This window comes from Streptomyces sp. NPDC079167 (assembly GCF_040686735.1).
In the GTDB taxonomy this organism is placed as follows: Bacteria; Actinomycetota; Actinomycetes; order Streptomycetales; family Streptomycetaceae; genus Streptomyces.
Genome location: NZ_JBFBLO010000007.1, coordinates 334,807 through 360,857 on the forward strand (window position 1 = coordinate 334,807; position 26,051 = coordinate 360,857).

Below are 26,051 nucleotides of genomic sequence, written 5' to 3' on the forward strand. Positions count from 1 at the left end.
CGTGCGGAACGGGCGCCCTAAGTTGCATCCAGGATGCAACTTATCTACGCTGCCGCCATGCGGCTGACGCGATTCACCGACGTGGCACTCCGGGTCCTCATGCGCCTGACCGTCAGGGCGGAGGGCGAGGATCCGCCGACCACCCGCGAGGTGGCGGCCACGATGCAGGTGCCGTACACCCATGCGGCGAAGGTCGTCGCACGCCTCCAGCGCCTCGGCCTGGTCGAGGCGCGGCGCGGCCGGGGCGGGGGCCTCGCCCTCACCACCGCGGGCCGCGCGGCTTCGATCGGCGCCCTGGTGAGGCAGCTGGAAGGACCGGGTGAAGTCGTCGAATGCGAGGGCGGCACACCGTGCCCCCTGCGCTCCGCCTGCCTGCTCCGCTCGGCACTGCGCCGGGCCGAGGAGGCGTTCTACGCCTCGCTCGACCCGCTCACGGTCGGCGATCTCGTCTCCTCCCCCACCGGCCCGCTGCTGATGGGCATCAGCCGCGGCCGCCCCGCGCCCGGCTGATCCACGGCGGCGCACCCGCCCACGCACCCCACTGCGCGCGACGGGCGGGCGCGCCGCTCAGAAATACTCATCTCATATGCCATTTACCCGGCCGGACGCGCTGCGCCCGGCCCTCACACCCAGGAGTCACCGGATGCTCTCCGAGACGTCGACCGCCACTGTCCGAGCCACGCTTCCCGCCGTGGGAGCGGCCATCGGGGACATCGCGGACCTCTTCTACCGGAAGCTGTTCGACGCCCACCCGGAGCTTCTCCGGGACCTCTTCAACCGGGGCAACCAGGCTTCGGGCACGCAGCGCCAGGCACTCGCCGGGTCGATCGCCGCCTTCGCCACCCAGCTCGTGGAGCACCCGGCCACCCGGCCCGACGTGATGCTGAGCCGCATAGCCAACAAGCACGCCTCGCTCGGCATCTCCGCCCCGCAGTACGAGATCGTGCACACGCACCTCTTCGCCGCGATCGCCGAGGTGCTCGGCGACGCCGTCACCCCCGAGGTCGCCGCGGCCTGGGACGAGGTCTACTGGCTGATGGCCAACGCCCTGATCGCGATCGAGGAGCGCCTCTACGCGCAACAGGGTGTGACGGCGGACGACGTCTGGCGCGAGTGGACGGTGGTCTCCCGCGTCGAGGACACCCCTGACGTGGCCACCTTCCGCCTCACTCCCGCCGACGGGGCACCGGCCCCCGCCTTCCGGCCGGGCCAGTACGTCTCCGTCCAGGTGGAACTCCCCGACGGAGCCCGGCAGATACGCCAGTACAGCCTCACCGGGGCCCCCGGCGCCGCCCTTCGCTCCTTCTCGGTCAAGCGCGTACGGGGCGCGGGCGGCCCGGAGGGCGAGGTCTCCGCGCACCTGCACGCACGACTGGGCACCGGAGACCGGCTGCGCGTCTCGGCACCGTACGGGGATCTCGTGCTCGACGGCTCCGACGCCCCGCTGCTCCTCGCCTCGGCCGGCATCGGCTGCACGCCGATCATGTCGATGCTGGAACACCTCGCGGAGGAAGGGCACCGTTCGCCCGTCACCGTGGTGCACGGCGACCGGTCGCCTGCCGACCACGCGCTGCGTACGGACCACGAGGCGCTGACCAGGAAGCTGCCCGACGCCTCCGCACACTTCTGGTACGAGAACCCGGAGCCCGGCCGGGCAGCCGGCCACACCGGCACCGTCGACCTGAGCGGCGTCCCGGTCGCCCCCGGCACCCGTGCCTACCTCTGCGGCCCGCTCCCCTTCATGCGCGCCGTCCGCACACAACTCCTCGCGAAGGGCGTGCCGTCGGCGGACATCCACTACGAGGTGTTCGGCCCTGATCTCTGGCTCGCCCAGGACTGAGCACCGCTCATCCGGGGCACTCGCGGACTGTCCGGATCGAATCGCACACAACGCGAACGGCGCTCGAACAGGTTTGCCGGAGCCTGCTGTTCCGGTAGAAGCGCTGTACGGACACGCTCCCCCGAACGAAGGAGTCGGCCATGTCCTCACCCATGTCCGCCAGCAACTTCCTCAAGGCCCTCAAGGCCGAAGGACTCACGGTCGTCCAGGTGGGCGACTGGCGTACGCACAACCGCAACCACAAGGGCCCCTGGGGGCCGGTGCACGGCGTGATGATCCACCACACCGTCACGAAGGGGACCGCCCGCACCGTCGAGATCTGCCGTGACGGCTACTCGGGGCTCCCGGGCCCGCTCTGCCACGGTGTGATCGCCAAGGACGGCCGGGTCCACCTGGTCGGCTACGGCCGCGCCAACCACGCCGGGCTCGGCGACGACGACGTCCTGCGCGCCGTCATCGCCGAGAAGCGCCTGCCGTCGGACAACGAGTCCAACACCGACGGCAACCGGCACTTCTACGGCTTCGAGTGCGAGAACCTCGGCGACGGGAAGGACCCGTGGCCCGCCGTCCAGCTCGAAGCCGTCGAGAAGGCCGCGGCGGCGGTCTGCCGCTTCCACGGCTGGGACGCCCCCTCGGTCATCGGGCACCGGGAGTGGCAGCCCGGCAAGGTCGACCCACGCGGCTTCTCGATGACGGGGATGCGCAACCGCATCCACGACCGGCTGAAGTAGGAGATCCCGGGCGGCGGACAATGAGGGCATGACCGACGGAGAACCCGACCTCTCCCGGCTGCAGCCGGCGCTCCCCTCGCCCCTGCAGCCGGCCGAGGACGAGCGCTTCGCGCGGCACGGCGTGACGCTGCTCCTCAAGCGCGACGACCTGATCCACCCTGACCTCCCGGGCAACAAGTGGCGCAAACTGGCCCCCAATCTCCGGGCCGCCGCCGGCCGTACCGTGCTGACCTTCGGCGGCGCCTACTCGAACCACCTGCGGGCGACGGCCGCCGCCGGACGCCTGCTGGGTTTCCCCACCGTCGGCGTCGTACGGGGCCACGAACTGGCCGACCGCCCGCTGAACCCCTCCCTCGCGCGCTGCGCGGCCGACGGCATGCGTCTGCACTTCGTGGACCGGGCGACGTACCGCGCGAAGACCTCTCCCGAGGTCCTGGAAGGCCTGCTGAGCCTCTTCGGGGAGTGCCTGGTCATCCCGGAGGGCGGCAGCAACGCGCTCGCCGCACAGGGCTGCACAGAGCTCGGCCGGGAGCTGTCCGGCCGGGCCGGCACGGTGGCCGTCGCCTGCGGCACCGGCGGCACCCTCGCGGGGCTGGCCGCGGGGCTCGGCCACGGACAGCGCGCCCTGGGCATCCCCGTTCTGCGGGGCGGCTTCCTGGGAGCGGCGGTGCGCGAACTTCAGCGGGAGGCCTTCGGCGCCCCCGCCGGACAGTGGTCCCTGGACGAACGCTTCCACTTCGGCGGCTACGCCCGCACCACCGCGGAACTGCACGCCTTCGCCGACGACTTCGAGGACCGCCACGGCCTGCCCGTCGAACGGCTCTACGTGGCCAAACTCCTGTACGGGCTGACGGTCCTGGCCGGGGAGGGCGCCTTCGCTCCGGGCTCCACGGTCACCGCGGTCGTCACGGGACGGCCGTGAACCGCCCGGGACGTGATCAGGCGCCGTCCGACTCCCGGTAGGCGGCGGCCTCCTCCAGGTCCAGCCGCCGCAGCAGCGCGCGCAGCATCTCGTCGTCGATCCGCCGCTCGTCCCTCAGGCGTACGAAGACCTCACGCTCGGCGGCGATCATCTCCCTCGCGAGCCGCCGATAGGTGTCGTCCGCCGACTCCCCGGTGACCGGATTGGCCGCGCCGAGCCTCTCCCAGACCGCGTTGCGGCGGCGTTCCATGACGGCGCGCAGCCGCTGGACCAGTGGGTCGGGCAGCGCGTTGCGCGGATCGGCCAGCAGCGCCTCCAGCGATGCGTCGGCGGCCGTGGACGCCTCGCTCTGCGCCTGCGCCTCGGCCAGCGTCTCGGCCCGCTCGCTGCGCTGCGGCAGCTTCAGTACGCGTACCAGGAGGGGCAGGCTCAGCCCCTGGACGACCAGCGTCCCGATGACGGTCGTGAAGGTCAGGAAGAGCACCAGGTTGCGCGCGGGGAAGTCCTCCCCGTCGTGCGTGACCATGGGGATGGAGAAGGCGATGGCGAGCGAGACGACGCCCCGCATCCCGGCCCATCCGACGATCAGGGGCGATTTCCAGGAGAGCTCGCCCTCGCGCTCCCTGACCCGCCCGGAGAGCCGGTGCGGCAGGTAGGTCGCCGGGTACACCCAGACGAATCGCACCACGACCACGGCCACGAACACGAGGACCGCGTATCCGAAGGCCTCGGACACCCCGTACGAGCCGAGGCCCCGGAGCACGAAGGGCAGCTGCAGCCCGATGAGAGCGAAGACCGCGGACTCCAGGACGAACGCGACCATCTTCCAGACCGCCGCCTCCTGGAGCCGCGTCGCGAAGTCGACCTGCCAGGAGCGGTGCCCCAAATAGAGCGCGACGACCACGACGGCGAGCACCCCGGAGGCGTGCACCCGCTCCGCGGCGGCGTAGGCGACGAAGGGGATCAGCAGCGACAGGGTGTTCTGGAGCAGCGCCTCCTTGAGGTGGGTACGCAGCCAGTGCAGCGGCACCATCAGCAACAGGCCGACACCGATGCCGCCGACCGACGCCAGCGCGAACTCACCGATCCCGGCGCCCCAGCTCATGCCCTCGCCGACGGCCGCCGCGAGGGCCACCTTGAACGCGGTGATCGCGGTGGCGTCGTTCACCAGGGACTCGCCCTGGAGGATCGTGGTGACCCGGGCGGGCAGTCCCACCCTGCGCGCGATCGCCGCCGCCGTGACGGCGTCCGGCGGGGCGACCACCGCGCCGAGCACGAGCGCGGCGGTGAGCGGCAGGTCCGGGACGAGGAGATGGGCCAGCCATCCCACGGCGACCGTCGCGAAGAGGACGTACCCCACGGAGAGCAGGGCGACCGGCCGCAGATTGGCCCGCAGGTCGAGGTACGAGCTGTCGACCGCCGCCGTGTACAGCAACGGCGGCAGGAGCAGCGGCAGCACGATGTGCGCGTCCAGCGTGTAGTCCGGCACGCCCGGCAGGTACGAGGCCAGCAGTCCGGCCGCGACCAGCAACAGCGGCGCGGGCACCGGTGTCCGGCGTGCGGCCCCCGCGACCGCCGCGCTTGCCGCGACCAGTGCCACCAGCGGCAATGCGTCCATCTCACTGTCCTCACATCCGACGCGACGACCTCACCCGTCGTAACGTGGCCATCATGAGTGAGTGCCTCCACGTATCCGAACTGCCGCGCCCCGAGCCCGCCCCGCTCGACGACACCTGTCCCGAGTGTCTGGCGGCCGGCACCCATCCCGTGCAGCTGCGGCTCTGCCTCGTCTGCGGTCACGTCGGGTGCTGTGATTCCTCGCCGCTGAAGCACGCGACGGCACACTTCCGGGCGACCGGTCACCCGGTGATGCGCAGCTTCGAATGCGCGGAGAGCTGGCGCTGGTGCTTCGTGGACGGTTCGATCGTCTGACGTCTGGGTACGTCAAACCGGCGCCGGTTCTTCGCAATTGACCGCCGCAGACCCCTAGCCACTGTGTGTACTCATATGCCTACCATGAGTAATCAGCGGGTTGCGGTCTCGGCGACACGGCATCATGGGTCGCGACAGCGTCGCCGAACCACAGAACCGACGACGGACCGCATGGCCCCGGGCACCCGTCCCGGAGCCTCGAACGAGTTTGTGCCACCTTGGAGGTGAGGGTGTCCCAGATCGCAGGCGAGCCCGGGAACCAGGACTTCGTAGAGGTCCGGCTGCCCGCTGCGGGTGCCTACCTGTCGGTGCTGCGTACGGCCACGGCCGGCCTCGCAGCGCGCTTGGACTTCACTCTCGACGAGATCGAGGATCTTCGCATCGCGGTCGACGAGGCCTGCGCGATCCTGCTCCAGCAGGCCGTGCCCGGCTCCGTCCTCAGCTGCGTCTTCCGACTGGTCGGCGATTCCCTCGAGGTGACCGTCTCGGCCCCCACGACGGACGGCCGCGCCCCCGAGCGCGACACCTTCGCCTGGACGGTGCTCTCCGCACTGGCCGGCAAGGTCGACTCCACGGTCGCCGACGACCGTACGGTCAGCATCAGCCTCTACAAACAGCGCGGCGCGGGACCCGGGCCGGCGTGAGCGACGGGAACGGGGACGGTCCTGTGCGGGACGAGACGATCCGGTCGGAGCCGGTGCGCCCGGCCGCCCTTCCGGAGCAGCAGGCCCGGCCGCATCCGGAGGGCGGGGCGGACGGTGCGCAGGGCCGTCCGGCCGCGGCGGAGCAGACGGAGCGGGCGGGCCGGATGAGCGAGCACGCGCACCATGATCCGCATGACCGCAGCGGGGCACGGGCGCTCTTCGTCGAGCTCCGGGAGCTTCCCGACGGCTCGGCGGAGAAGGCCGAGCTGCGCAACCGGCTGGTGCGGATGCACCTGCCGCTCGTGGAACATCTGGCCCGCAGATTCCGCAACCGCGGCGAGCCCCTCGACGACCTGACGCAGGTCGCCACGATCGGTCTGATCAAGTCGGTCGACCGGTTCGACCCGGACCGCGGCGTCGAGTTCTCGACGTACGCCACCCCGACGGTCGTCGGCGAGATCAAGCGCCACTTCCGGGACAAGGGCTGGGCGGTGCGGGTCCCGCGGCGTCTTCAGGAGCTGCGGCTGTCGCTGACCACGGCAACCGCCGAGCTCTCGCAGCAGCACGGCCGTTCTCCCACCGTGCACGAGCTGGCGGAGCGTCTGGGCATCTCCGAGGAGGAGGTTCTGGAGGGGCTGGAATCCGCCAATGCCTACAGCACTCTCTCGCTCGACGTCCCGGACACGGACGACGAGTCGCCGGCGGTCGCGGACACGCTGGGCTCCGAGGACGAGGCGCTGGAGGGCGTCGAGTACCGCGAGTCCCTCAAGCCGCTGCTGGAGGATCTCCCGCCGCGCGAGAAGCGGATCCTGCTGCTGCGCTTCTTCGGCAACATGACCCAGTCGCAGATCGCGCAGGAGGTCGGCATCTCCCAGATGCACGTCTCCCGCCTCCTCGCCCGCACACTGGCGCAGCTGCGCGAGCGGCTGCTCGTGGAGGAGTAGCCGCCCCGGCGGTCAGCCGTGGCCCCGCCGGGCAGGGACCGGTCGCGCAGCGGATCAGGCGTCGGGGGTCGTCCGCGGCCCCCGGCGGATGCCCAGCGCATCCGTCGTCGCCGGGTCGAACAGCAGCACGAGCGCCGTCACGGCGACCGCCGCGAGGGCGATGCCCGCCGGGATCAGGGCCCCCTGGGACCTCAGCAGCGTCCAGGCCACCGGCAGCGCCATGAGCTGGGTGATGAGAGCGGGGCCCCTGCTCCAGCTGCGGCGCCGCAGCAGGCCACGGGCGGCGAAGAGCGGGATCAGGCCGAGGGCCACCAGCGTGAGCCCGCCCATTTCGGCCTGCTGGATGCTGTCGGGCCGGCCGAGAAGGCCGACGGCCAGCATGTAGATCCCGCCCACGGCGAGCGCCGCGCCTTCGAGCGCGTTGAGTCCGGCCAGTGCGGCGATCCGCCCCGGCTTCTCCTGGCCGGCCGAGGGCGACGGAGAGGGCGTGTTCTGCTGAGTGCTCACGCCTTTCAGATTCGCATCCCGGCCCCTCGAACGCGAAGCCGGGGCGCCGGCGCACATGCCACGGCGAGCGGATCACGCTGTGTGACCGCCTGTAGACCCGGCGGATCGGGACTTCAGGGCGGTACGGCACGGTAGGTACTCTGGCGGGCATGCGCGCACTTCTCGTGGTCAACCCAGCTGCCACCACTACCAGCGCGCGTACGCGTGACGTGCTCATCCACGCCCTGGCGAGCGAGATGAAGATCGAGGCCGTGACCACGGAGTACCGCGGGCACGCCCGCGACCTGGGGCGACGGGCAGCCGACTCCGACGACATCGACCTGGTGGTCGCGCTCGGCGGCGACGGCACGGTCAACGAGGTGGTCAACGGGCTGCTGCACGACGGCCCGGATCCGGAAGGGCTGCCGAGCCTCGCCGTGGTCCCCGGTGGTTCCACCAACGTCTTCGCCAGGGCCCTGGGCATCCCGAACGACGCCGTGGAGGCGACGGGCGCCATCCTGGACGCCCTGGAGGCCCGCAGCGAGCGCACCGTGGGGCTCGGTCTGGCGGCCGGCACCCCGGGTACGGCGGACGAGGCCGTCCCCGGCCGCTGGTTCACCTTCTGCGCGGGGCTCGGTTTCGATGCGGGTGTCATCGGCCGGGTCGAACAGAAACGCGAGCGGGGCAAGCGCTCGACCCATGCGCTGTACGTGCGCCAGGTGCTCCGGCAGTTCATGGACGACCCGCACCGGCGCAACGGAACGATCACGCTGGAGGTCCCTGGCCAGGACCCGGTCACCGACCTCGCGTTGTCGATAATCTGCAACACCGCACCCTGGACCTACCTGGGGAACCGTCCGATATACGCCTCCCCGAAGGCGTCCTTCGACAGCGCCCTGGACGTGCTCGGACTGAAGCGTCTCTCCACCCCCGCCGTGACCCGGTACGCCACCCAGCTGCTCACTTCCAGCCCGGAGAAAGGGCCGCACGGCAAGCACGCCGTGTCGCTGCACGACCTCACGGACTTCACCTTGCATTCCAAGGCCCCACTGCCCTTCCAGATGGACGGCGACCACCTGGGACTGCGTACGAGCGTGACGTTCACAGGCGTACGCCGTGCACTGCGTGTGATTGTGTGAGTGGAAGGGGCGAAAGTCCTTTAACTCGAACGTTTGGGCTGGCCCCCACCCCTTAGAAGTACGGCTGTGACCTAGTCGACACCGAGGAATCAAAAAAAACTTTCCAGAAGGGGTTGTATCCGCTGCCGAGGTTTGGGAATCTCTACATGGCGATCGGGACGGCCCGCAACATCGGCCTCCACTGAAAGCCAGAACCCCTCCTCACCACAACAGGACCACATCCAGTTCATCTGGGCGTCGGACCTTCGTCTGCGGGGGGATTCGTGAAAGCGTTCACATTCACAAGCACCAGCATGTAATACCAAGGAGAGGTAGCAGCCATGGACTGGCGTCACAACGCCGTTTGTCGTGAGGAAGACCCCGAGCTGTTCTTCCCCATCGGCAACACCGGTCCTGCGCTGCTGCAGATCGAGGAAGCCAAGGCCGTCTGCCGTCGCTGCCCCGTCATGGAGCAGTGCCTGCAGTGGGCGCTCGAGTCCGGCCAGGACTCCGGCGTCTGGGGTGGCCTCAGCGAGGACGAGCGCCGCGCAATGAAGCGCCGCGCCGCTCGCAACCGGGCGCGTAACGCCAGCGCCTGACCGACGCCCCCCACAACGAGCCCCAGCCAGGCGGCGCGTACAGAGCGTACGCACAGCCCCGCCTTCGAGTCGCAGCGCGCAGTACCCCCGAAGCGCATCGCACCGTGAGCACCACGCAGTGGGCCCGGACCGTTACAACGGTCCGGGCCCACTGCTGTGCGGCGGCCGTCGCCGCGCTGCTTGTCGCTCCGTACGCCGCGCTACTTGTCGTTCTGTACGGGGATGTCGAGCACCACCTGCGTGCCGCGCACCGGGGCCGGGACCATGCCGAAGGTGCCGCCCAGCTCGCCCTCCACCAGGGTCCGCACGATCTGCAGTCCCAGATTGCCGGCCCGCTGCGGGTCGAACCCCTCGGGCAGCCCGCGCCCGTCGTCCGTCACGGTGATGAGCAGCCGCCCCTCGGCCGGTGAGCCGCCGCGCACCGCGGACACCTCCACCGTGCCCTGCTCGGCCACGGTGAACGCGTGCTCCAGGGCGTTCTGCAGCACCTCTGTCAGCACCATCGAGAGCGGAGTGGCCACTTCCGCGTCGAGGATCCCGAAGCGCCCCGTGCGCCGGCAGGTGACCTTTCCGGGCGAGATCTCCGCAACCATCGAGATCACCCGGTCGGCGATCTCGTCGAACTCCACCCGCTCGTCCAGATTCTGGGACAGCGTCTCATGGACGATGGCGATCGAACCGACGCGCCGTACCGCCTCGTTGAGCGCCTCCCGGCCCCGCTCCGAGTCCATCCGGCGCGCCTGGAGCCGCAACAGGGCGGCCACGGTCTGGAGGTTGTTCTTCACCCGGTGGTGGATCTCCCGGATGGTGGCGTCCTTGGTGATCAATTCCCGCTCGCGGCGCCGCAGTTCCGTGACGTCGCGGAGGAGCACCAGCGAACCGATCCGCACTCCCTTGGGTTTGAGCGGGATCGCGCGCAACTGGATGACCCCGCCGGCACCCTCGACCTCGAACTCGCGGGGCGCGTATCCGCTCGCCACCTTGACGAGGGCCTCGTCCACCGGGCCGCGCGACGGGGCGAGTTCGGCGGTGGTCGCGCCGAGGTTGTGGCCGACGAGGTCCGAGGCCAGTCCGAGCCGATGGTAGGCGGAGAGGCCGTTGGGGCTGGCGTACTGCACGACGCCGTCGGCGTCGAGCCGGATCAGCCCGTCGCCGACGCGCGGCGACGCGTCCATGTCGACCTGCTGCCCGGGGAACGGGAAGGAGCCCGCGGCGATCATCTGGGCCAGGTCGGACGCCGACTGCAGGTAGGTGAGCTCCAGCCTCGACGGCGTGCGCACGGTGAGCAGGTTGGTGTTGCGGGCGATGACCCCGAGGACCCGGCCCTCCCTCCGTACGGGGATCGACTCGACCCTGACGGGCACTTCCTCCCGCCACTCCGGGTCCCCCTCACGCACGATGCGGCCCTCGTCCAGGGCGGCGTCGAGCAGCGGCCGGCGGCCGCGCGGCACGAGGTGGCCGACCATGTCGTCCTGGTAGGAGGTGGGGCCGGTGTTGGGCCGCATCTGCGCGACGGACACATAGCGGGTCCCGTCGCGGGTGGGCACCCACAGGACGAGGTCGGCGAAGGACAGGTCGGAGAGCAGCTGCCACTCCGAGACCAGCAGATGGAGCCACTCGAGGTCGGTGTCACTCAGGGCTGTGTGCTGGCGGACGAGGTCGTTCATGGAGGGCACATGGCGAGCGTACCTGTGCGGACGAAGTGGTTCCGAACCGTTCGGTCCCCGGATGCGTGACACTGTGAGGGCGGGTGTGCGGGCGGGAGATCGTCCGTGCATACGGATGGACAGGGTCTATTGGTCTAGTCCACAATGCACCACGTGGGGGTGACCACGGTCAGGCCGTGCCCCCCGCGAGACAGACCTCCGCTCTCCCCGCACAGGAGAGCGGATCGAGGTGACCGGCGCTCTCTGCCCTGACTGCGCCGGTGCCTCCAGTGGCCGGAGGCACCGCACACCGCCGGCCAGGCAGGGCCTGCCTGGCAGGCCCGCAGCTCCGGGCTGCGGTACCGGACGGGCTGAGGGTCCCGTCCCGGCGCCGCGGCCCGCGGGTGTTTCCGGGGCCCCTCGGCCTGCGGCTGATCCCAAGCACCCCGCCACGGCCGGGACGGTCCGCCGACAGGGCGACAACCGATGACCCACGGGCGGACGGTTCACCTCACGGCCGCGCCGTTCTGCTAGATTGGCCTCACAATTGGTCTATACCACATGACGCCACTCTCCAGATCGGCAGGCACAGCGTGGAAGTTGTCATCGTCCCGGACGCCACAGCAGGCGGCGAACTGATCGCGGAGGCCATCGCGTCCCTGCTGAGCAGCAAGCCGGACGCCCTGCTCGGCGTGGCCACCGGCTCGACCCCGCTGCCCATCTACCAGGCCCTGACCGCGAAGGTCCGTTCCGGCGCCGTGGACGCCTCGCGCGCCCGCATCTGCCAGCTCGACGAGTACGTCGGCCTGCCCGCGGGCCACCCCGAGTCGTACCGCTCGGTCGTGCTGCGTGAGGTCGTCGAACCGCTCGGCCTCTCCGAGAAGTCCTTCATGGGCCCGGACGGCACCGCCGAGGACGTCCAGGCGGCCTGCGAGGAGTACGACAAGGCGCTCGCCGAGGCCGGCGGCGTCGACCTCCAGCTGCTCGGCATCGGCACCGACGGGCACATCGGCTTCAACGAGCCGTGCTCCTCGCTCGCCTCCCGTACCCGCATCAAGACGCTGACCGAGCAGACGCGGATCGACAACGCGCGCTTCTTCGACGACGACATCGAGCAGGTGCCGCGCCACGTCATCACCCAGGGCATCGGCACGATCCTGGAGTCACGCCACCCGATCCTGCTCGCGACCGGCGAGGGCAAGGCCGACGCGGTCGCCCGCACGGTCGAGGGCCCGGTCGCATCGGTCGTGCCGGCCTCGGCGCTCCAGCTGCACCGGCACGCCACGGTGGTGGTCGACGAGGCCGCGGCGTCCAAGCTGAAGCTGGCGGACTACTTCCGCGCCACGTACGCGGCGAAGCCGCGGTGGCAGGGCCTGTAGGGACCCGTACGCGTGAGGGCCGGGCCACCTGTGACGGTGGCCCGGCCCTCACGCGTTGCTCCGGCGGTTCAGGAGCCCGTGAGCGCCTCCGCGGCCGCGACCCCGCAGACCCGCGCCGCGCCGTGCGTGGCGATGTGCAGGGCACCTCGGGGCGGTGCGTAGGGCAGACCCATCTCGACCACGACAGTATCGGGGCGGGCGGCCAGCACGGCGTCCAGCGCCTCGCGCATCCAGGCGTGCCGGTGGACGTCGCGGACGACGGCCACGATGCGCCGCTCCCCCGCCGCCCTCAGCACCTCGGCGGCCGGCGAGGCGCTCGTGGTGCTGTAGGTGTCCGTCTCCGTGCCGGGCAGGATCCGGGCCAGCTCGGCCGCGACGCCCCACGGGGTCTCGTCACCGACCGCGATGTTGGCGACCGGGGCGAAGGCCGCGACGTAGGCCGGCTCGCGCAGCGGCTCGGCGGTGCCCGTGACCGTCACGGCTCGCCGGGCGGCGACCAGTCCGATGCCGGCTCCGGGGCCGGGCGCGGTCCCCTCCTGCGTGTCCGCGCCCGGCTCCGAGGCAGCCCCCCTGGCCCCCTGCGTCCAGGACGCGAGGGCCCGTACACGTGCGGCGGCGTCGGCCAGCCGCTCCTCGGGCAGTTCACCGGTCCGCACCGCTGTCACCAGCGCGTCGCGCAGCCGCAGCACGGTGTCCTCGTCGGCCAGCCCGCCGCCGACGCAGATGGCGTCGGCGCCCGCCGCGATGGCGAGGACGGATCCGCGCTCGATGCCGTACGTGCCGGCGATGGCGTCCATCTCCATGCCGTCGGTGACGATCAGCCCGTCGTAGCCCAGTTCGTCGCGCAGCAGACCGGTGAGGATCTGGGGGCTCAGAGTCGCGGGCCTGGTCGGGTCGAGTGCGGGGAGCAGGATATGCGCGCTCATCACCGATTTGGAACCCGCTGCGATGGCCGCCCGGAAAGGCACCAGCTCACGGGCGTGCAGGGTGTCCAGGTCCACATCGATGCGGGGCAGCGAGTGGTGCGAGTCGACCGCCGTGTCGCCGTGCCCGGGGAAGTGCTTGGTGCACGCGGCGACCCCGGCGGACTGGAGGCCCTCGACGTACGCGGCGGTGTGTCGGGCGACGAGCCCGGTGCCGGGGCCGAAGGAGCGTACGCCGATGACCGGGTTGTCCGGATTGGAGTTGACGTCGGCGGACGGCGCCCAGTTGAGGTTGACCCCGCACTCGGCCAGCCGTCGGCCGAGCTCCCGGGCGACGGCCCTGGTCAGGTCGGTGTCGTCGACGGAGCCGAGAGCGAGGTTGCCGGGGAAGGAGGAGCCGTTGCGGACCTCCAGCCGGGTGACGTCACCGCCCTCCTCGTCGATCGCGACGAGCACGTCGTCCCGCTCGGCACGCAGCCGGGCGGTGAGCGCGGAGAGCTGCTCGGGTGAGTGGATGTTCCGGCCGAACAGCCCGACGGAGGCCAGGCCTTCGCCGACCCTGCGCAGGAGCCAGTCCGGGGCGGTCGTCCCGGTGAAGCCGGGCTGGAGCACGGCGAGCGCGTCGCGGGTGACGGTGTCCATGGTGGATACGAGGGTGGTCATGGGGCTGCGTTATCCCTTCACGGCGCCTGAGGTGAGCCCCGTAGCCATCTTCCCCTGGATGATCATGAAGAAGATGACGACCGGGATGGAGATGAGCGTGGAGGCCGCCATCAGCGCGCCGTAGTCCGTTCCGCGCTCCGTCGTGAAGGTCATCAGCCACACGTTGAGCGTGTACTTGGAGTTGTCGTTGATCAGGATGTACGCGAAGAGGTACTCGTTCCAGGCGTTGACCAGCGCGAAGATGGAGGCGGCCGCGAGGCCCGGCGCCAGCAGCGGGAAGATGACCCGGCGGAAGGCCTGCATGCGGGTGCAGCCGTCCACCATCGCGGACTCCTCGAGCTCCACCGGGATGTTGATCACGAATCCGCGGATCATGATGGTCGCGAAGGGCAGCGTGGAGACCAGGTAGACGACGATGAGTCCCCAGTACTCGTCGATGCCTCCCATCGCGTTGAGCTGGAGGTAGATCGGGATCAGCATCGCGGTCGGGGGCAGCATCTGGACCAGGATCATGACCATCATCAGCGCCTTCCGCCCGAAGAAGCGGAAGCGTCCGATGGCGAGCGCCGCGAGGGTCGCGATGATCATGCCGCCGACGACCGCCGTGACCGAGACGATGAGGCTCGACTGGATCGCCGTGACGAAGTTGTCCTGCTTCACCGCGCGCGCGAAGTTGTCGAAGGTGAGGGAGGACGGCCACAGGGTCTGGTCGTAGGACCGGATCTCGTGGTTGGGGCGCAGCGAGCTGACGATCAGCCAGTAGACCGGGAAGGCCATGATCCCGGCCGTGATCAGCGCCAGGATGTTGTAGCCGAGGCGGTTCCTCTTACGGTCGGGCCGCAGGACCTGGGCCGGCGTGTTCGTGGAGGCGCTCATTCGACCTCTCCCGTCTTGATCAGCTGGCGCAGGTAGTACACGGCGACACCGGAGAGCATCAGGACGGTGATCAGTGCGATCGCGCTGCCCTGGCTGAAGGAGGTGGACTCGAACGCCTTGGAGAAGGAGTAGAGGCCGAGGGTCTCGTACTCGGGCTCGGGCTTGTTGCCGCGCAGCAGCCAGATCTGGCCGAACACGTTGAAGTCCCAGATGACCGAGAGCGTGGCGACCATGGTGAAGACCGGCTTGATGACGGGCCAGGTCACGTAGCGGTAGACGCCGAACGCGGTGGCTCCGTCGAGGGCGGCCGCCTCCTCCAGCTCCTTGGGGACCTGGGTGAGGGCCGCGTACATCGTGATCACGACGAACGGGATGGCGCCCCAGACGACCAGGAGCGTGATGATGCCGAAGCCCTGCAACGGGTCGAGGAACCAGTTGTGGCCGAGCCACCGGTCCTCGTTGCCCGTGATGTCGGCGAGCAGCGTGTTGATCAGCCCGTAGTCGGAGTCGGAGAGCCAGCGGAAGACCGACGCGGCGACCATGAGCGGCATGGACCAGGCGGCGATCAGCGCCACCGTGAGGACGAGCCGGACCCAGGTGGAGAGCCTCAGCATCATCAGGGCGATGAGCAGGCCGAGGCCCATGGTCAGCACGACGCAGACGGTCATGAAGACGATGGTTCTCCCGACGACCGACCAGAACTCCGGGTCGCCGAGGATGTTGGTGAACTGCTCGAAGCCGACCCACGGCGCCTCGGCGTTGCCCCAGAGTGCCGCCCGTCCCAGGTCCTGGAAGGACATGATCACGGTCTTGACCAGCGGGTAGACGTAGACGGCGGCGATCGCCAGGATCGCCGGCAGGATCAGGAGGTAGGGGAGGAGTTCCCCCTTCTTCCGCCGCTTCTTGGGGCGCGGCCCGGCGGTTTCCTGCTCGGAGGGTGAGATCCCGGTCTTCTCCGGGACACTCGGTACGGGGACCGGTGGACCGGCGGCCTTGGTGTCGGCAGCAGTCACGTGACTGACCTTCCATCGGGATTCCGGGGATCTGCACCCGGGAATCACGGCGTTCTACCTGCGAAAAGGGGGGCGGGGGCCCGGTGTTCGCCGGACCCCCGCCTGGAGAGCCGTAGGCCCTGGGACTACTTGTTGATCAGCTCGTTGACCTTGTCGTCGGCCTTCTTGGCCGCGTCGGCCACCGAGGTGCCCTTGAGGATCTCCAGAAGCATGTTCTCCAGGACCTCCTCCTTCTCGATGGAGGTCCAGCCCGGCGCGATCGGCGTGAACCAGGCGTCCGGCACCGCGTTGGCGACGGCGGCCGTCTCCGGCTTGGACTTCAGCGGCTCGAGCTGCTTCTCGTTGTTCGGGAGGATGTTCTTGGCGGCGAGCACTTCCTGCGACTTCTCGCTGGTGAAGAGCGAGATCCACTCCTCGCCGAGGTCGGTGACCTTGGACTTGGCGGTCACCGCGAGGTCCGAACCGCCGATGAAGGACGGGAGGGCCTTGCCGTTCGGGCCGGGCATGCCGGCCGTGCCGATCTTGCCCTCGAGCTTCGGGTTGCCGTTGTTGGCGCCGTCGACGACGGAGCCGGCCTCCCAGCCGTTGCCGTAGATCAGGGCCGCCTTCTCGTTGGCCATGACGTTGGCGTGGTCCTGCTCGTCCTTGGTCTGGTCGGCCTTGTTGTACTTCTTGACCAGGTTGACGAAGTGCTCGATGCCCTTCTGGGACTCGGGCGAGGAGAGGTTGCCCTTCCACTCCTTCGCGCCCTCGTCGTACTCGGCGATGGAGCCGCCGTATGCCGCGACGTAGGACATGGCCGCGTACCAGTAACGGCCCGGCAGGTAGAGGGACGAGAAGCGCTTGTCCTTCTTGTTGTACTCGGCCGAGACCTTGTCGAGTGCGGCGAGCATCTCGTCCTCGGTCTGGGGGAGGGCGTCGCTGCCGGTGCCCTTCTTGAGCATGTCCTTGTTGTAGACAGCGACACGGGCGCCCGCGTAGTAGGGCACGCAGAACTGCTTGCCCTCGAAGGTGCAGGTGTCCTTCAGACCCTTGATCCAGGTGTCCGAGTTGTCGTACTTCTTGGGGTCGATCTCGGCCAGCGCGCCGTTGAGGATGTACTGCATCGTCTCGGTGTTGCCGAGCTCGACGACGTCCGGGAACTTGTCACCACCGAGCGCGGTGTCGAGCTTCTTGGCCTTGTCCGCCCACTGCTGGTACTGGACGTCGACCTTGACCTTCGGGTACTTCTTCTTGAACTGCGCGTTGACGTCCTTGACCAGTTCCGGCCAGGTGCTCTGCGCGTCGACCATGAGCCAGACCGTCAGGCTCTCGGTACGGTCCTTAGGGTCCTTCGAAGCGTTGTCGCCACTGTCCCCACCACACGCCGCGATTCCGGTCATCATCGCTGCGACGCCTACTGCCGCTATGAGCTTGCGCTTCATGCCACACCCTCCTCAGGGATACCAGCAACCCCCCGCCCACCGCGAAGACGTACGCCTGGCGCTACCTGTGGGTCTGGGACCTGGTCTTTAATGGTTTAGACCAGTACCGGGAGCTTGGCCTAGACCTTTAGGGGTGTCAAGGGTGTATAAGAAGTGCACTCGCGTCCGTTATCGGACCGACACCTGAGGGAGGGCGACGACCCGTGACCGGACCGTGCCACCATGTGAGCCGCGACAGACGGAGGAGCCGGTGACGGCAGCAACGCAGCAGTCGGGAAGGCGGGCCATGGGTGCCGACGGGGGCAGAGTGACGAGCGAGACCGGTGCGGGAGCGCGCACGGCACGCGTCCCGAAGTACTACCGGCTCAAGCGCCATCTCCTCGACATGACGGACACCATGCCGCCCGGCACCCCGGTGCCGCCCGAACGGACCCTGGCGGCGGAGTTCGACACCTCGCGCACCACGGTGCGCCAGGCCCTCCAGGAGCTGGTGGTCGAGGGCCGGCTGGAGCGCATCCAGGGCAAGGGCACCTTCGTCGCCAAGCCGAAGGTCTCCCAGGCCCTGCAACTCACCTCGTACACCGAGGACATGCGCGCCCAGGGGCTGGAGCCCACCTCGCAGCTGCTGGACATCGGCTACGTCACGGCGGACGACACGCTCGCCGGGCTGCTGGACATCACGACGGGCGGCCGGGTGCTGCGGATCGAGCGGCTCCGGCTGGCCAGCGGTGAACCGATGGCCATCGAGACCACCCACCTCTCGGCCAAGCGCTTCCCCGCGCTGCGCCGTTCACTGGTGAAGTACACCTCGCTCTACACCGCACTGGCCGAGGTGTACGACGTCCGGCTCGCCGAGGCCGAGGAGACCATCGAGACCTCGCTGGCCACCCCGCGCGAGGCGGGACTGCTCGGCACGGACGTCGGCCTCCCGATGCTCATGCTGTCCCGGCATTCGGTCGACGGAGGGGGCGAACCGGTGGAGTGGGTGCGCTCCGTGTACCGGGGCGACCGGTACAAGTTCGTCGCCCGCCTGAAGCGTCCCACGGACTGAGCACCGTCAGGGTCTGAGACCTCTGATCCCCCCGCGCACGCGGGGGGATCAGGCATTTCGGGCGACACCGGACCGTTGCACGACCGCAATGCGGACGGGGGGTGACGGTGGACGGGGCGCTCGCTTAGATTTCCTGCGCATTACACCAGGTGATCAGCGAGGGGACGGAGTCGCCACATGCCAGAAGGAAACGGTGCGAACCCACCGACAGCACCGACAGTGACACCCATGAGGGTGGTCATCGGGCTCTGCCTGATCGCCCCGTTCGTGGCGATGCTCTGGGTCGGGTCGTACGCGAAGGTCGATCCGACCTTCATCGGCATCCCGTTCTTCTACTGGTACCAGATGCTCTGGGTGCTCATCTCGACCGCTCTCACCATGATCGCGTACAAGCTGTGGCAGCGTGACCAGCGCGCCCGCAAGGGGGGTGCGTCAGCGTGAAGGACGGCTTGAACAGCATCGCGGCCGACGAGGGCGGCGTGAACGGCATCGCCCTCGCCGTGTTCGTCTTCTTCTTCGTGGCCGTCACGGTCATCGGCTTCATGGCCGCGCGCTGGCGCAAGGCCGAGAACGAGGCCAGTCTCGACGAATGGGGCCTGGGCGGCCGGTCGTTCGGCACCTGGGTCACCTGGTTCCTGCTCGGCGGAGACCTCTACACGGCGTACACCTTCGTCGCGGTGCCCGCGGCGGTCTACGCGGCGGGCGCGGCCGGCTTCTTCGCCGTCCCCTACACGATCCTCGTCTACCCGCTGATCTTCACCTTCCTGCCGCGTCTGTGGTCGGTGTCGCACAAGCACGGCTACGTCACCACCTCGGACTTCGTCCGTGGCCGCTTCGGCTCGAAGGGACTCTCGCTGGCGGTCGCCGTCACCGGCATCCTCGCCACGATGCCGTACATCGCGCTCCAGCTGGTCGGCATCCAGGCCGTCCTGGACGTCATGGGCGTCGGCGGCGGCGAGAACACGCACTGGTTCATCAAGGACCTGCCGCTGCTCATCGCCTTCGCCGTCCTCGCCGCGTACACCTACTCCTCGGGGCTGCGCGCGCCGGCGCTGATCGCGTTCGTCAAGGACGGGCTGATCTACCTGGTCATCGCGGTGGCGATCATCTACATCCCGATCAAGCTGGGCGGGTTCGACAACATCTTCGCCGCCGCCGGCGAGAAGTTCTCCGCCGCGAACGAGGCGGCCGGCAAGCCGGTGGCCGGGCTCGCACCCGGCGTCTCCGGCCAGTGGGGTTACGCCACCCTGGCCCTGGGCTCGGCGCTGGCGCTCTTCATGTACCCGCACTCGATCACGGCGACGCTCTCCAGCCGCAGCCGTGAGGTGATCCGGCGCAACACCACGATCCTGCCGCTGTATTCGCTGATGCTGGGTCTGCTGGCGCTGCTCGGATTCATGGCGATCGCGGCCGGGATCAAGGTCGACAACGGCCAGCTCGCCATTCCGCAGCTCTTCGAGAACATGTTCCCGGACTGGTTCGCGGGCGTGGCCTTCGCCGCGATCGGTATCGGCGCCCTGGTGCCCGCCGCGATCATGTCGATCGCCGCGGCGAACCTCTTCACCCGCAACATCTACAAGGACTTTCTGAAGCCGGACGCGACCCCGGCCCAGGAGACCAAGGTCTCCAAGCTGGTCTCGCTGCTGGTCAAGGTCGGCGCGCTCGCCTTCGTCCTCACCATGGACAAGACGGTCGCGATCAACTTCCAGCTGCTGGGCGGCATCTGGATCCTCCAGACGATGCCGGCCCTGGTGGGCGGGCTCTTCACCCGGTGGTTCCACCGCTGGGCCCTGATCGCCGGCTGGGCGGTCGGCATGATCTACGGCACGGCGGCCGCGTACGGCGTCGCCAGCCCCACCCAGAAGCACTTCGGCGGTTCCTCGAAGGAGATCCCGGGCATCGGCGAGATCGGGTACATCGGTCTCACCGCGTTCGTGCTGAACGTCGTCGTCGTGCTCGTGCTGACCGTCGTCCTCAACGCGGTGAAGGCACCGGCCGGTGTGGACGAGACCTCCCCGTCGGACTACACGGCGGACGCGGGCGACCCCGGCGTCAAGGTCGAGCTGCCGCCGGCCACGGCGGGCGCCCCGGGCGGCCACTGACCCCACAGCGGTCACTCGGAGCAGGACGTCCGTCCCGGCAGGGTCCTCCCTGCCGGGACGGAGTCGTATCAGGACCGGCGGCGTGCGCGTTCGGTCTCCGGAAACCGGGGCGCGCCGCACCCGGTTCCTGGGGCAGACTGCCGCCCATGGACGTTTCGATCAGGCCGGCGCTGCCCGCTCAGTTCGAGGAGCTCGGCGAGATCACCGCACACGCGTATCTGGGCGACGGGCTCCTGGACTTCGGCGCCGACGACCCCTACCTGGATCAGCTCCGCGCGGTCGGGCGGCGGGCCGCCGAGGCCGAGGTGCTGGTCGCGCTGGACGCCGACGGCCGGCTGCTGGGCGGTGTCACCTACGTCGCGCCGGGCAGCCCGTGGGCGGACATCGCCGGGGAGGACGAGGCCGAGTTCCGGATGCTGGCCGTCTCGCCGGAGGCCCGTGGGCGGGGCGCGGGCGAGGCGCTCGTGCGGGCCTGTATCGAGCGGGCTCGGGCAGCCGGAGGGCTTTCCGGGATCGTCCTGTCGACGCAGTCCGCCATGACGGGCGCCCACCGGATATACCGCCGCCTCGGCTTCGTACGGACTCCCGAGCGGGACTGGTGTCCCCTGCCGGGGCTCGCGCTCCTGACGTTCCGCCTGGAGCTCTGACCCTTCACGACACAAGATGTGGGGGCTTCTTCAATCAGCAGCCACCACATGTATGCTCGACCTCGCTGTCGCCGCAGGGGAATCCGGTGAGAATCCGGAACTGTCCCGCAACGGTGTGATCGGTGTGCTCCGCGCACCCCGAAGTCCGAAGACCTGCCGACAGTGCGCCCGGCTCGACCGATCCGGGCGCCGATACGTCCGGGCCCCGCGGAGGGCCGGTGGACGCCGCGTGCCGTGCTGCCCTTCCCCGGGCGCCGTGTGCCCCCGGCTGCCCCGCTCCCGCAGGCCCCGAGCCGAGCGAGGGATAGCCCCAGTGACCATCGCGCCAGCCGACCCGGTTTCAGCCACGGAATCCGAAGGCCGCACGACCGACGCACCCGGGACCGCACTGCTGCGGACCCTGACCGGTCTCACCGCCGATCTGCCCGACGCCGACCCCGGACGGGTGGCCGCCGCCGCGCTGCGTGGCCGCAACGCCCGGTCGGACGAGGCGGAGCTGCGCTCGCTGGCCACCGAGGCCGCCGCCGGCCTGATCTCCGAGGACCCCGCCTACTCCCGGCTCGCCGCCCGGCTCCTCACCCGGACCATCGCGGACGAGGCCGCCGGCCAGGGCGCCGTCTCCTTCTCCGCGTCGGTCGCCGTCGGACACCGCGAGGGCCTGATCGCGGACCGTACGGCCGGGTTCGTCACGCTGCACGCCGCCGCCCTCGACGCGCTGGTCGAGCGGGCGCTCGCCGAAGGCGCCGACGACCGTTTCGGCTACTTCGGGCTGCGGACGCTGCACAGCAGGTACCTGCTGCGCCATCCGCTCACCCGCGACGTCATCGAGACCCCGCAGCACTTCATGCTGCGCGTCGCGGCCGGGCTCGCCGAGGACACCTCCGAGCGGGCCCTGGAGGAAGTGGCCGCGCTGTACGGCCTGATGAACCGGCTGGACTACCTGCCCTCCTCCCCCACCCTCTTCAACTCCGGCACCCGGCACCCGCAGATGTCCTCCTGCTACCTGCTGGACTCCCCCAAGGACGAGCTGGACTCGATCTACGACCGCTACCACCAGGTGGCGCGCCTCTCCAAGCACGCGGGCGGCATCGGGCTCTCGTACTCCCGTATCCGCGCCCGGGGTTCGCTCATCCGCGGCACCAACGGGCACTCCAACGGCATCGTGCCGTTCCTGAAGACGCTGGACGCCTCGGTCGCCGCGGTGAACCAGGGCGGCCGCCGCAAGGGTGCCGCGGCCGTCTACCTGGAGACCTGGCACGCGGACATCGAGGAGTTCCTGGAGCTGCGCGACAACACCGGCGAGGACCAGCGGCGTACGCACAACCTCAACCTGGCCCACTGGATCCCGGACGAGTTCATGCGCCGCGTCGACGCGGACACCGACTGGTCACTGTTCTCCCCGGCCGACGTCCCCGAGCTGGTCGACCTGTGGGGCGACGCGTTCGACGCCGCCTACCGGGCCGCCGAGGCCAAGGGGCTGGCCCGCAAGGCCCTGCCGGCCCGTGAGCTGTACGGCAGGATGATGCGGACCCTCGCCCAGACCGGGCAGGGCTGGATGACGTTCAAGGACGCCTCCAACCGCACGGCGAACCAGACCGCCGAGCCGGGCCGCGTCGTGCACTCGTCGAACCTGTGCACGGAGATCCTCGAAGTCACCGACGACGGCGAGACGGCCGTCTGCAACCTGGGTTCGGTCAACCTGGGCGCGTTCGTGGTGGACGGCTCGATCGACTGGGAACGGCTGGACGCCACCGTGCGGACCGCCGTGACCTTCCTGGACCGGGTCGTCGACATCAACTTCTACCCGACCGAGCAGGCCGGCCGCTCCAATGCCCGCTGGCGTCCGGTGGGCCTGGGCGCGATGGGGCTCCAGGACGTCTTCTTCAAGCTGCGCCTCCCCTTCGACTCGCCCGAGGCCCGCGCGCTCTCCACGAAGATCTCCGAGCGGATCATGCTCGCCGCGTACGAGTCGTCCTGCGACCTCGCCGAGCGCCCCCAAGCACCTTCGGCAGGCTCCGGTGCAGGGGGGACCCCCGTGGGCCCGCTGCCCGCCTGGTCCGAGACCCGCGCGGCGCGCGGCGTACTGCACCCGGACCACTACGACACCGAGCTGCACTGGCCGGAGCGCTGGGACGCGCTGCGCGCCCGGATCGCGAAGACGGGCATGCGCAACTCGCTGCTGCTCGCCATCGCGCCGACGGCGACCATCGCCTCGATCGCCGGGGTGTACGAGTGCGTCGAGCCGCAGGTCTCCAACCTGTTCAAGCGCGAGACCCTCAGCGGAGAGTTCCTCCAGGTCAACGCCTACCTGGTCGACGAGCTGAAGAGACTCGGCGTCTGGGACGCGCGGACCCGTGAGGCACTGCGCGAGGCGAGCGGCTCCGTGCAGGGCTTCGGCTGGATCCCCGAGGACGTGCGCGCGCTGTACCGCACGGCGTGGGAGATCCCGCAGCGCGGACTGATCGACATGGCGGCTGCCCGTACGCCGTTCCTCGACCAGAGCCAGTCGCTCAACCTGTTCCTGGAGACGCCGACGATCGGCAAGCTCTCCTCGATGTACGCGTACGCCTGGAAGCAGGGGCTGAAGACGACGTACTACCTGCGCTCGCGCCCGGCGACCCGGATCGCCCGCGCGGCATCCGCCGCCCCGATCCCCGAGCAGGCACCCGCGCCCGACGCGGACTCGGTCGCCTGTTCCCTGGAAAACCCCGAGTCCTGCGAGGCCTGCCAGTAATGACGACGTCCGAGAACAAGAACCTGCTCGACCCGGGCTTCGAACTGACCCTGCGTCCCATGCGCTACCCGGACTTCTACGAGCGCTACCGGGACGCGATCAAGAACACCTGGCACGTGGAGGAGGTCGACCTGCACTCCGACGTCGCCGACCTCGCCAAGCTCTCACCCGGTGAGCAGCACATGATCGGCCGGCTGGTCGCGTTCTTCGCGACGGGTGACTCGATCGTCTCCAACAACCTGGTGCTGACGCTCTACAAGCACATCAACTCGCCCGAGGCGCGCCTCTATCTGTCACGTCAGCTGTTCGAGGAGGCCGTGCACGTCCAGTTCTATCTGACGCTGCTCGACACCTATCTGCCCGACCCGGAGGACCGTGCCGCGGCCTTCGACGCGGTCGAGGAGATCCCCTCGATCCGCGAGAAGGCGCAGTTCTGCTTCCGGTGGATGGACTCGGTCGAGAAGATCGAGCGGCTGGAGTCGAAGGCCGACCGCCGGCGCTTCCTGCTCAACCTGATCTGCTTCGCCGCGTGCATCGAGGGGCTGTTCTTCTACGGCGCGTTCGCGTACGTCTACTGGTTCCGCTCGCGCGGTCTGCTGCACGGTCTCGCCACGGGCACCAACTGGGTGTTCCGTGACGAGACGATGCACATGAACTTCGCCTTCGAGGTCGTCGACACCGTCCGCAAGGAGGAGCCGGACCTCTTCGACGACGAGCTCCAGCAGCAGGTCACCGACATGCTGCGGGAGGCGGTCGAGGCGGAGCTGCAGTTCGGCCGCGACCTGTGCGGCGACGGCCTGCCGGGGATGAACACCGAGTCGATGCGCCAGTACCTGGAGTGCGTCGCCGACCAGCGGCTCACCCGGCTCGGCTTCCCCCCGCTCTACGGTTCCGAGAACCCGTTCTCGTTCATGGAGCTCCAGGGGGTGCAGGAGCTGACGAACTTCTTCGAGCGGCGCCCCTCCGCGTACCAGGTGGCGGTGGAGGGGTCCGTCGGCTTCGACGACGACTTCTAGATCCGCGCCCAGGACCTGATGTACGGGCGCCGCGTGGCCGTGAGCGGCTGCGCGGCGCCTGGCGTTCCCGGGGGGCGCTCCCCCCTCCTCCGTTCCGCCTCACGCAGTGCGCGGTCGATCCGGCGCTCCCGGGCGAGACCGACAAGGGCGGGCAGCAGGACGAGGGCGAAGAGGACGACTACGGCCAGGTAGCTCAGGAATGTGTTCATGGCTCCACTGTCGTCGGGGCGGACGGATTCCGGCAGTGGCAGGACTGTCATGCAGCATCGAATTACTGCCACACTGGCGGCATGCTGAAGAATGTCGCCGTCCTGCTGCTCGACGAGGTCCACCCCTTCGAACTCGGCGTGCTGTGCGAGGTGTTCGGGCTCGACCGGTCCGAGGACGGGCTGCCCGTCCATGACTTCGCCGTCGTGTCGGCCGAAGGCCCCGTCCTCCGGACGCACGCCGGATTCACGATCAGCACCCCCCACGGTCTCGACCGCCTGGAGGAGGCCGATCTCATCGCCGTACCGGCGGGGAGCCACTTCATGGAGCGGACCTATCCCGAGGAGGCCCTGGACGCCCTGCGCCGAGCCGTCGAGCGCGGGGCGCGGGTGCTGAGCGTCTGCTCCGGGGCGTACGTCCTGGGGGCGGCCGGGCTTCTGGACGGCCGCCGCTGCACCACCCACTGGCGGCACGCCGACGAGCTGGCCCGCCGCTTCCCGAAGGCGTGCGTGGAACCGGACGTGCTGTACGTGGACGCGGGGCCGGTCATCACGTCGGCGGGCACGGCCGCGGGCATCGACGCCGCCCTGCACCTGGTCCGCCAGGCACACGGGCCGGCCGTCGCGAACGCCGTCGCCCGCCGCATGGTGGTCCCCCCGCACCGGGACGGCGGCCAGGCGCAGTACATCAAGCGTCCGCTGCCCCGCACCCGGTGCGACACGGTCGGGGGCACCCTCGCCTGGATGGAGAGCCACCTCGACCAGGACATGACCGTCGAACAGCTGGCCGACCGGAGCCACATGTCGCCCCGGACCTTCGCCCGCCGCTTCCAGCAGGAGACCGGCACCACGCCGTACCGCTGGCTGCTCCGGCAGCGCGTGCTGCTGGCACAGCACCTGCTGGAGACCTCGGACGAGACCATGGACACGATCGCGGGACGGACCGGGTTCGGGACCGCGGCGGCGCTGCGCCACCAGTTCGTACGCGCACTGGGCACCACCCCGAACGCCTACCGCCGGACCTTCCGCGGCCCGGTCTTGATCCGCGAGGTCGCCTGACCCGTACCTGATCCGGCGTAAGGTCGATTGGCCAAGCATTGTCCAAGCACCGCCCCGGCCCGTCCATGGACTGCCGCCCGGGCGGCGGACGAGGGT

General features: G+C 69.9%; 25 protein-coding genes and 1 riboswitch. Of the genes, 17 read left to right on the forward strand and 8 right to left on the reverse strand.

Annotated elements, in window-relative coordinates; translation table 11 throughout:
• Nucleotides 1-57 precede the first annotated feature (57 nt).
• The 4 genes from AB0P41_RS17770 (at nt 58) to AB0P41_RS17785 (ending at nt 3,493) form a co-directional block, all read left to right on the forward strand.
• Nucleotides 58-510: an Rrf2 family transcriptional regulator gene (locus AB0P41_RS17770; protein WP_365932791.1), complete on the forward strand. Its 453-nt coding sequence runs from the start codon at nt 58-60 to the stop codon at nt 508-510.
• Between the two features lie 133 nt (nt 511-643).
• Nucleotides 644-1,840: a globin domain-containing protein gene (locus AB0P41_RS17775; RefSeq protein ID WP_365932793.1), complete on the forward strand. Its 1,197-nt coding sequence runs from the start codon at nt 644-646 to the stop codon at nt 1,838-1,840.
• 140 nt (nt 1,841-1,980) lie between these two features.
• Nucleotides 1,981-2,571 carry an N-acetylmuramoyl-L-alanine amidase gene (locus AB0P41_RS17780; RefSeq protein ID WP_356711762.1) on the forward strand — a complete coding sequence of 197 codons (591 nt, stop codon included), beginning with the start codon at nt 1,981-1,983 and terminating at the stop codon, nt 2,569-2,571.
• Nucleotides 2,572-2,599: 28 nt separating this feature from the next.
• On the forward strand, nt 2,600-3,493 hold the full coding sequence (locus AB0P41_RS17785; RefSeq protein WP_356711764.1) for a pyridoxal-phosphate dependent enzyme: 894 nt from the start codon (nt 2,600-2,602) through the stop codon (nt 3,491-3,493).
• 16 nt (nt 3,494-3,509) lie between these two features.
• Here AB0P41_RS17785 and AB0P41_RS17790 read toward each other — a convergent pair whose 3' ends face one another.
• A complete protein-coding gene (locus AB0P41_RS17790; protein WP_365932795.1) occupies nt 3,510-5,111 on the reverse strand; it encodes a Na+/H+ antiporter in 1,602 nt (533 codons plus the stop codon).
• A 53-nt stretch (nt 5,112-5,164) separates the two neighbouring features.
• Here AB0P41_RS17790 and AB0P41_RS17795 point away from each other — a divergent pair, with 53 nt between their 5' ends.
• The 3 genes from AB0P41_RS17795 (at nt 5,165) to AB0P41_RS17805 (ending at nt 7,013) form a co-directional block, all read left to right on the forward strand.
• Complete coding sequence (locus AB0P41_RS17795) at nt 5,165-5,425, forward strand: UBP-type zinc finger domain-containing protein (RefSeq protein ID WP_356711768.1); 261 nt, start codon at nt 5,165-5,167, stop codon at nt 5,423-5,425.
• Nucleotides 5,426-5,655: 230 nt separating this feature from the next.
• Nucleotides 5,656-6,069, forward strand: a complete 414-nt coding sequence (locus AB0P41_RS17800; protein WP_014154139.1) for an anti-sigma regulatory factor — start codon at nt 5,656-5,658, stop codon at nt 6,067-6,069.
• On the forward strand, nt 6,066-7,013 hold the full coding sequence (locus tag AB0P41_RS17805; protein WP_356711770.1) for an RNA polymerase sigma factor SigF: 948 nt from the start codon (nt 6,066-6,068) through the stop codon (nt 7,011-7,013). The genes AB0P41_RS17800 and AB0P41_RS17805 overlap by 4 nt, the downstream gene beginning before the upstream one ends.
• 54 nt (nt 7,014-7,067) lie before the next feature.
• Here the strand turns inward: AB0P41_RS17805 and AB0P41_RS17810 are convergent, their stop codons facing one another.
• Entirely contained in the window at nt 7,068-7,520 is a 453-nt protein-coding gene (locus AB0P41_RS17810; RefSeq protein ID WP_356711772.1) for a hypothetical protein, read from the reverse strand.
• 149 nt (nt 7,521-7,669) lie between these two features.
• On the opposite strand from AB0P41_RS17810, the gene AB0P41_RS17815 reads away from it, so the two are divergent.
• Entirely contained in the window at nt 7,670-8,638 is a 969-nt protein-coding gene (locus AB0P41_RS17815; RefSeq protein ID WP_356711774.1) for a diacylglycerol kinase family protein, read from the forward strand.
• Between the two features lie 320 nt (nt 8,639-8,958).
• Complete coding sequence (locus AB0P41_RS17820; protein WP_003953983.1) at nt 8,959-9,216, forward strand: WhiB family transcriptional regulator; 258 nt, start codon at nt 8,959-8,961, stop codon at nt 9,214-9,216.
• A 200-nt stretch (nt 9,217-9,416) separates the two neighbouring features.
• Here AB0P41_RS17820 and AB0P41_RS17825 read toward each other — a convergent pair whose 3' ends face one another.
• On the reverse strand, nt 9,417-10,883 hold the full coding sequence (locus AB0P41_RS17825; protein WP_356717107.1) for a PAS domain-containing sensor histidine kinase: 1,467 nt from the start codon (nt 10,881-10,883) through the stop codon (nt 9,417-9,419).
• 572 nt (nt 10,884-11,455) lie between these two features.
• Between AB0P41_RS17825 and nagB the strand changes: the two genes are divergently transcribed.
• On the forward strand, nt 11,456-12,241 hold the full coding sequence (nagB, locus tag AB0P41_RS17830) for a glucosamine-6-phosphate deaminase (RefSeq protein ID WP_356717091.1): 786 nt from the start codon (nt 11,456-11,458) through the stop codon (nt 12,239-12,241).
• 68 nt (nt 12,242-12,309) lie between these two features.
• Here nagB and AB0P41_RS17835 read toward each other — a convergent pair whose 3' ends face one another.
• The 4 genes from AB0P41_RS17835 to AB0P41_RS17850 all read right to left on the reverse strand — a co-directional run bounded on the left by AB0P41_RS17835 (nt 12,310) and on the right by AB0P41_RS17850 (nt 17,140).
• Complete coding sequence (locus tag AB0P41_RS17835) at nt 12,310-13,827, reverse strand: glycoside hydrolase family 3 protein (protein ID WP_365932798.1); 1,518 nt, start codon at nt 13,825-13,827, stop codon at nt 12,310-12,312.
• A gap of 9 nt (nt 13,828-13,836) precedes the next feature.
• Nucleotides 13,837-14,703 (reverse strand): carbohydrate ABC transporter permease, encoded by an 867-nt coding sequence (locus tag AB0P41_RS17840; RefSeq protein ID WP_356717095.1) that lies wholly within the window; start codon nt 14,701-14,703, stop codon nt 13,837-13,839.
• The gene (locus AB0P41_RS17845; RefSeq protein ID WP_356717097.1) at nt 14,700-15,716 is read right to left on the reverse strand and encodes a sugar ABC transporter permease; all 1,017 of its coding nucleotides are present in this window, start codon (nt 15,714-15,716) and stop codon (nt 14,700-14,702) included. The genes AB0P41_RS17840 and AB0P41_RS17845 overlap by 4 nt, the downstream gene beginning before the upstream one ends.
• A gap of 125 nt (nt 15,717-15,841) precedes the next feature.
• Nucleotides 15,842-17,140, reverse strand: coding sequence for a sugar ABC transporter substrate-binding protein (locus AB0P41_RS17850; protein ID WP_356717099.1), 1,299 nt, complete (start codon nt 17,138-17,140; stop codon nt 15,842-15,844).
• Between the two features lie 286 nt (nt 17,141-17,426).
• Here AB0P41_RS17850 and AB0P41_RS17855 point away from each other — a divergent pair, with 286 nt between their 5' ends.
• The 6 genes from AB0P41_RS17855 to AB0P41_RS17880 all read left to right on the forward strand — a co-directional run bounded on the left by AB0P41_RS17855 (nt 17,427) and on the right by AB0P41_RS17880 (nt 24,690).
• Nucleotides 17,427-18,191 carry a GntR family transcriptional regulator gene (locus AB0P41_RS17855; RefSeq protein WP_356717109.1) on the forward strand — a complete coding sequence of 255 codons (765 nt, stop codon included), beginning with the start codon at nt 17,427-17,429 and terminating at the stop codon, nt 18,189-18,191.
• Between the two features lie 228 nt (nt 18,192-18,419).
• Nucleotides 18,420-18,632, forward strand: a complete 213-nt coding sequence (locus AB0P41_RS17860) for a DUF3311 domain-containing protein (protein WP_161198845.1) — start codon at nt 18,420-18,422, stop codon at nt 18,630-18,632.
• Nucleotides 18,633-18,670: 38 nt separating this feature from the next.
• A complete protein-coding gene (gene mctP, locus AB0P41_RS17865) occupies nt 18,671-20,293 on the forward strand; it encodes a monocarboxylate uptake permease MctP (RefSeq protein ID WP_356717111.1) in 1,623 nt (540 codons plus the stop codon).
• Between the two features lie 146 nt (nt 20,294-20,439).
• On the forward strand, nt 20,440-20,940 hold the full coding sequence (locus tag AB0P41_RS17870; protein ID WP_356717101.1) for a GNAT family N-acetyltransferase: 501 nt from the start codon (nt 20,440-20,442) through the stop codon (nt 20,938-20,940).
• A 35-nt stretch (nt 20,941-20,975) separates the two neighbouring features.
• A riboswitch (cobalamin riboswitch) is annotated at nt 20,976-21,116 on the forward strand.
• A gap of 137 nt (nt 21,117-21,253) precedes the next feature.
• Nucleotides 21,254-23,674, forward strand: a complete 2,421-nt coding sequence (locus tag AB0P41_RS17875; protein WP_365932801.1) for a ribonucleoside-diphosphate reductase subunit alpha — start codon at nt 21,254-21,256, stop codon at nt 23,672-23,674.
• Complete coding sequence (locus tag AB0P41_RS17880; protein WP_356717105.1) at nt 23,674-24,690, forward strand: ribonucleotide-diphosphate reductase subunit beta; 1,017 nt, start codon at nt 23,674-23,676, stop codon at nt 24,688-24,690. Before AB0P41_RS17875 ends, AB0P41_RS17880 begins: the two co-directional genes overlap by 1 nt.
• Here the strand turns inward: AB0P41_RS17880 and AB0P41_RS17885 are convergent.
• Nucleotides 24,687-24,899 (reverse strand): hypothetical protein, encoded by a 213-nt coding sequence (locus AB0P41_RS17885; protein WP_356716791.1) that lies wholly within the window; start codon nt 24,897-24,899, stop codon nt 24,687-24,689. The two genes, AB0P41_RS17880 and AB0P41_RS17885, sit on opposite strands and share 4 nt — an antisense overlap.
• 81 nt (nt 24,900-24,980) lie before the next feature.
• Between AB0P41_RS17885 and AB0P41_RS17890 the strand changes: the two genes are divergently transcribed.
• Nucleotides 24,981-25,955 (forward strand): helix-turn-helix domain-containing protein, encoded by a 975-nt coding sequence (locus AB0P41_RS17890; protein ID WP_365932803.1) that lies wholly within the window; start codon nt 24,981-24,983, stop codon nt 25,953-25,955.
• Nucleotides 25,956-26,051: the final 96 nt, after the last annotated feature.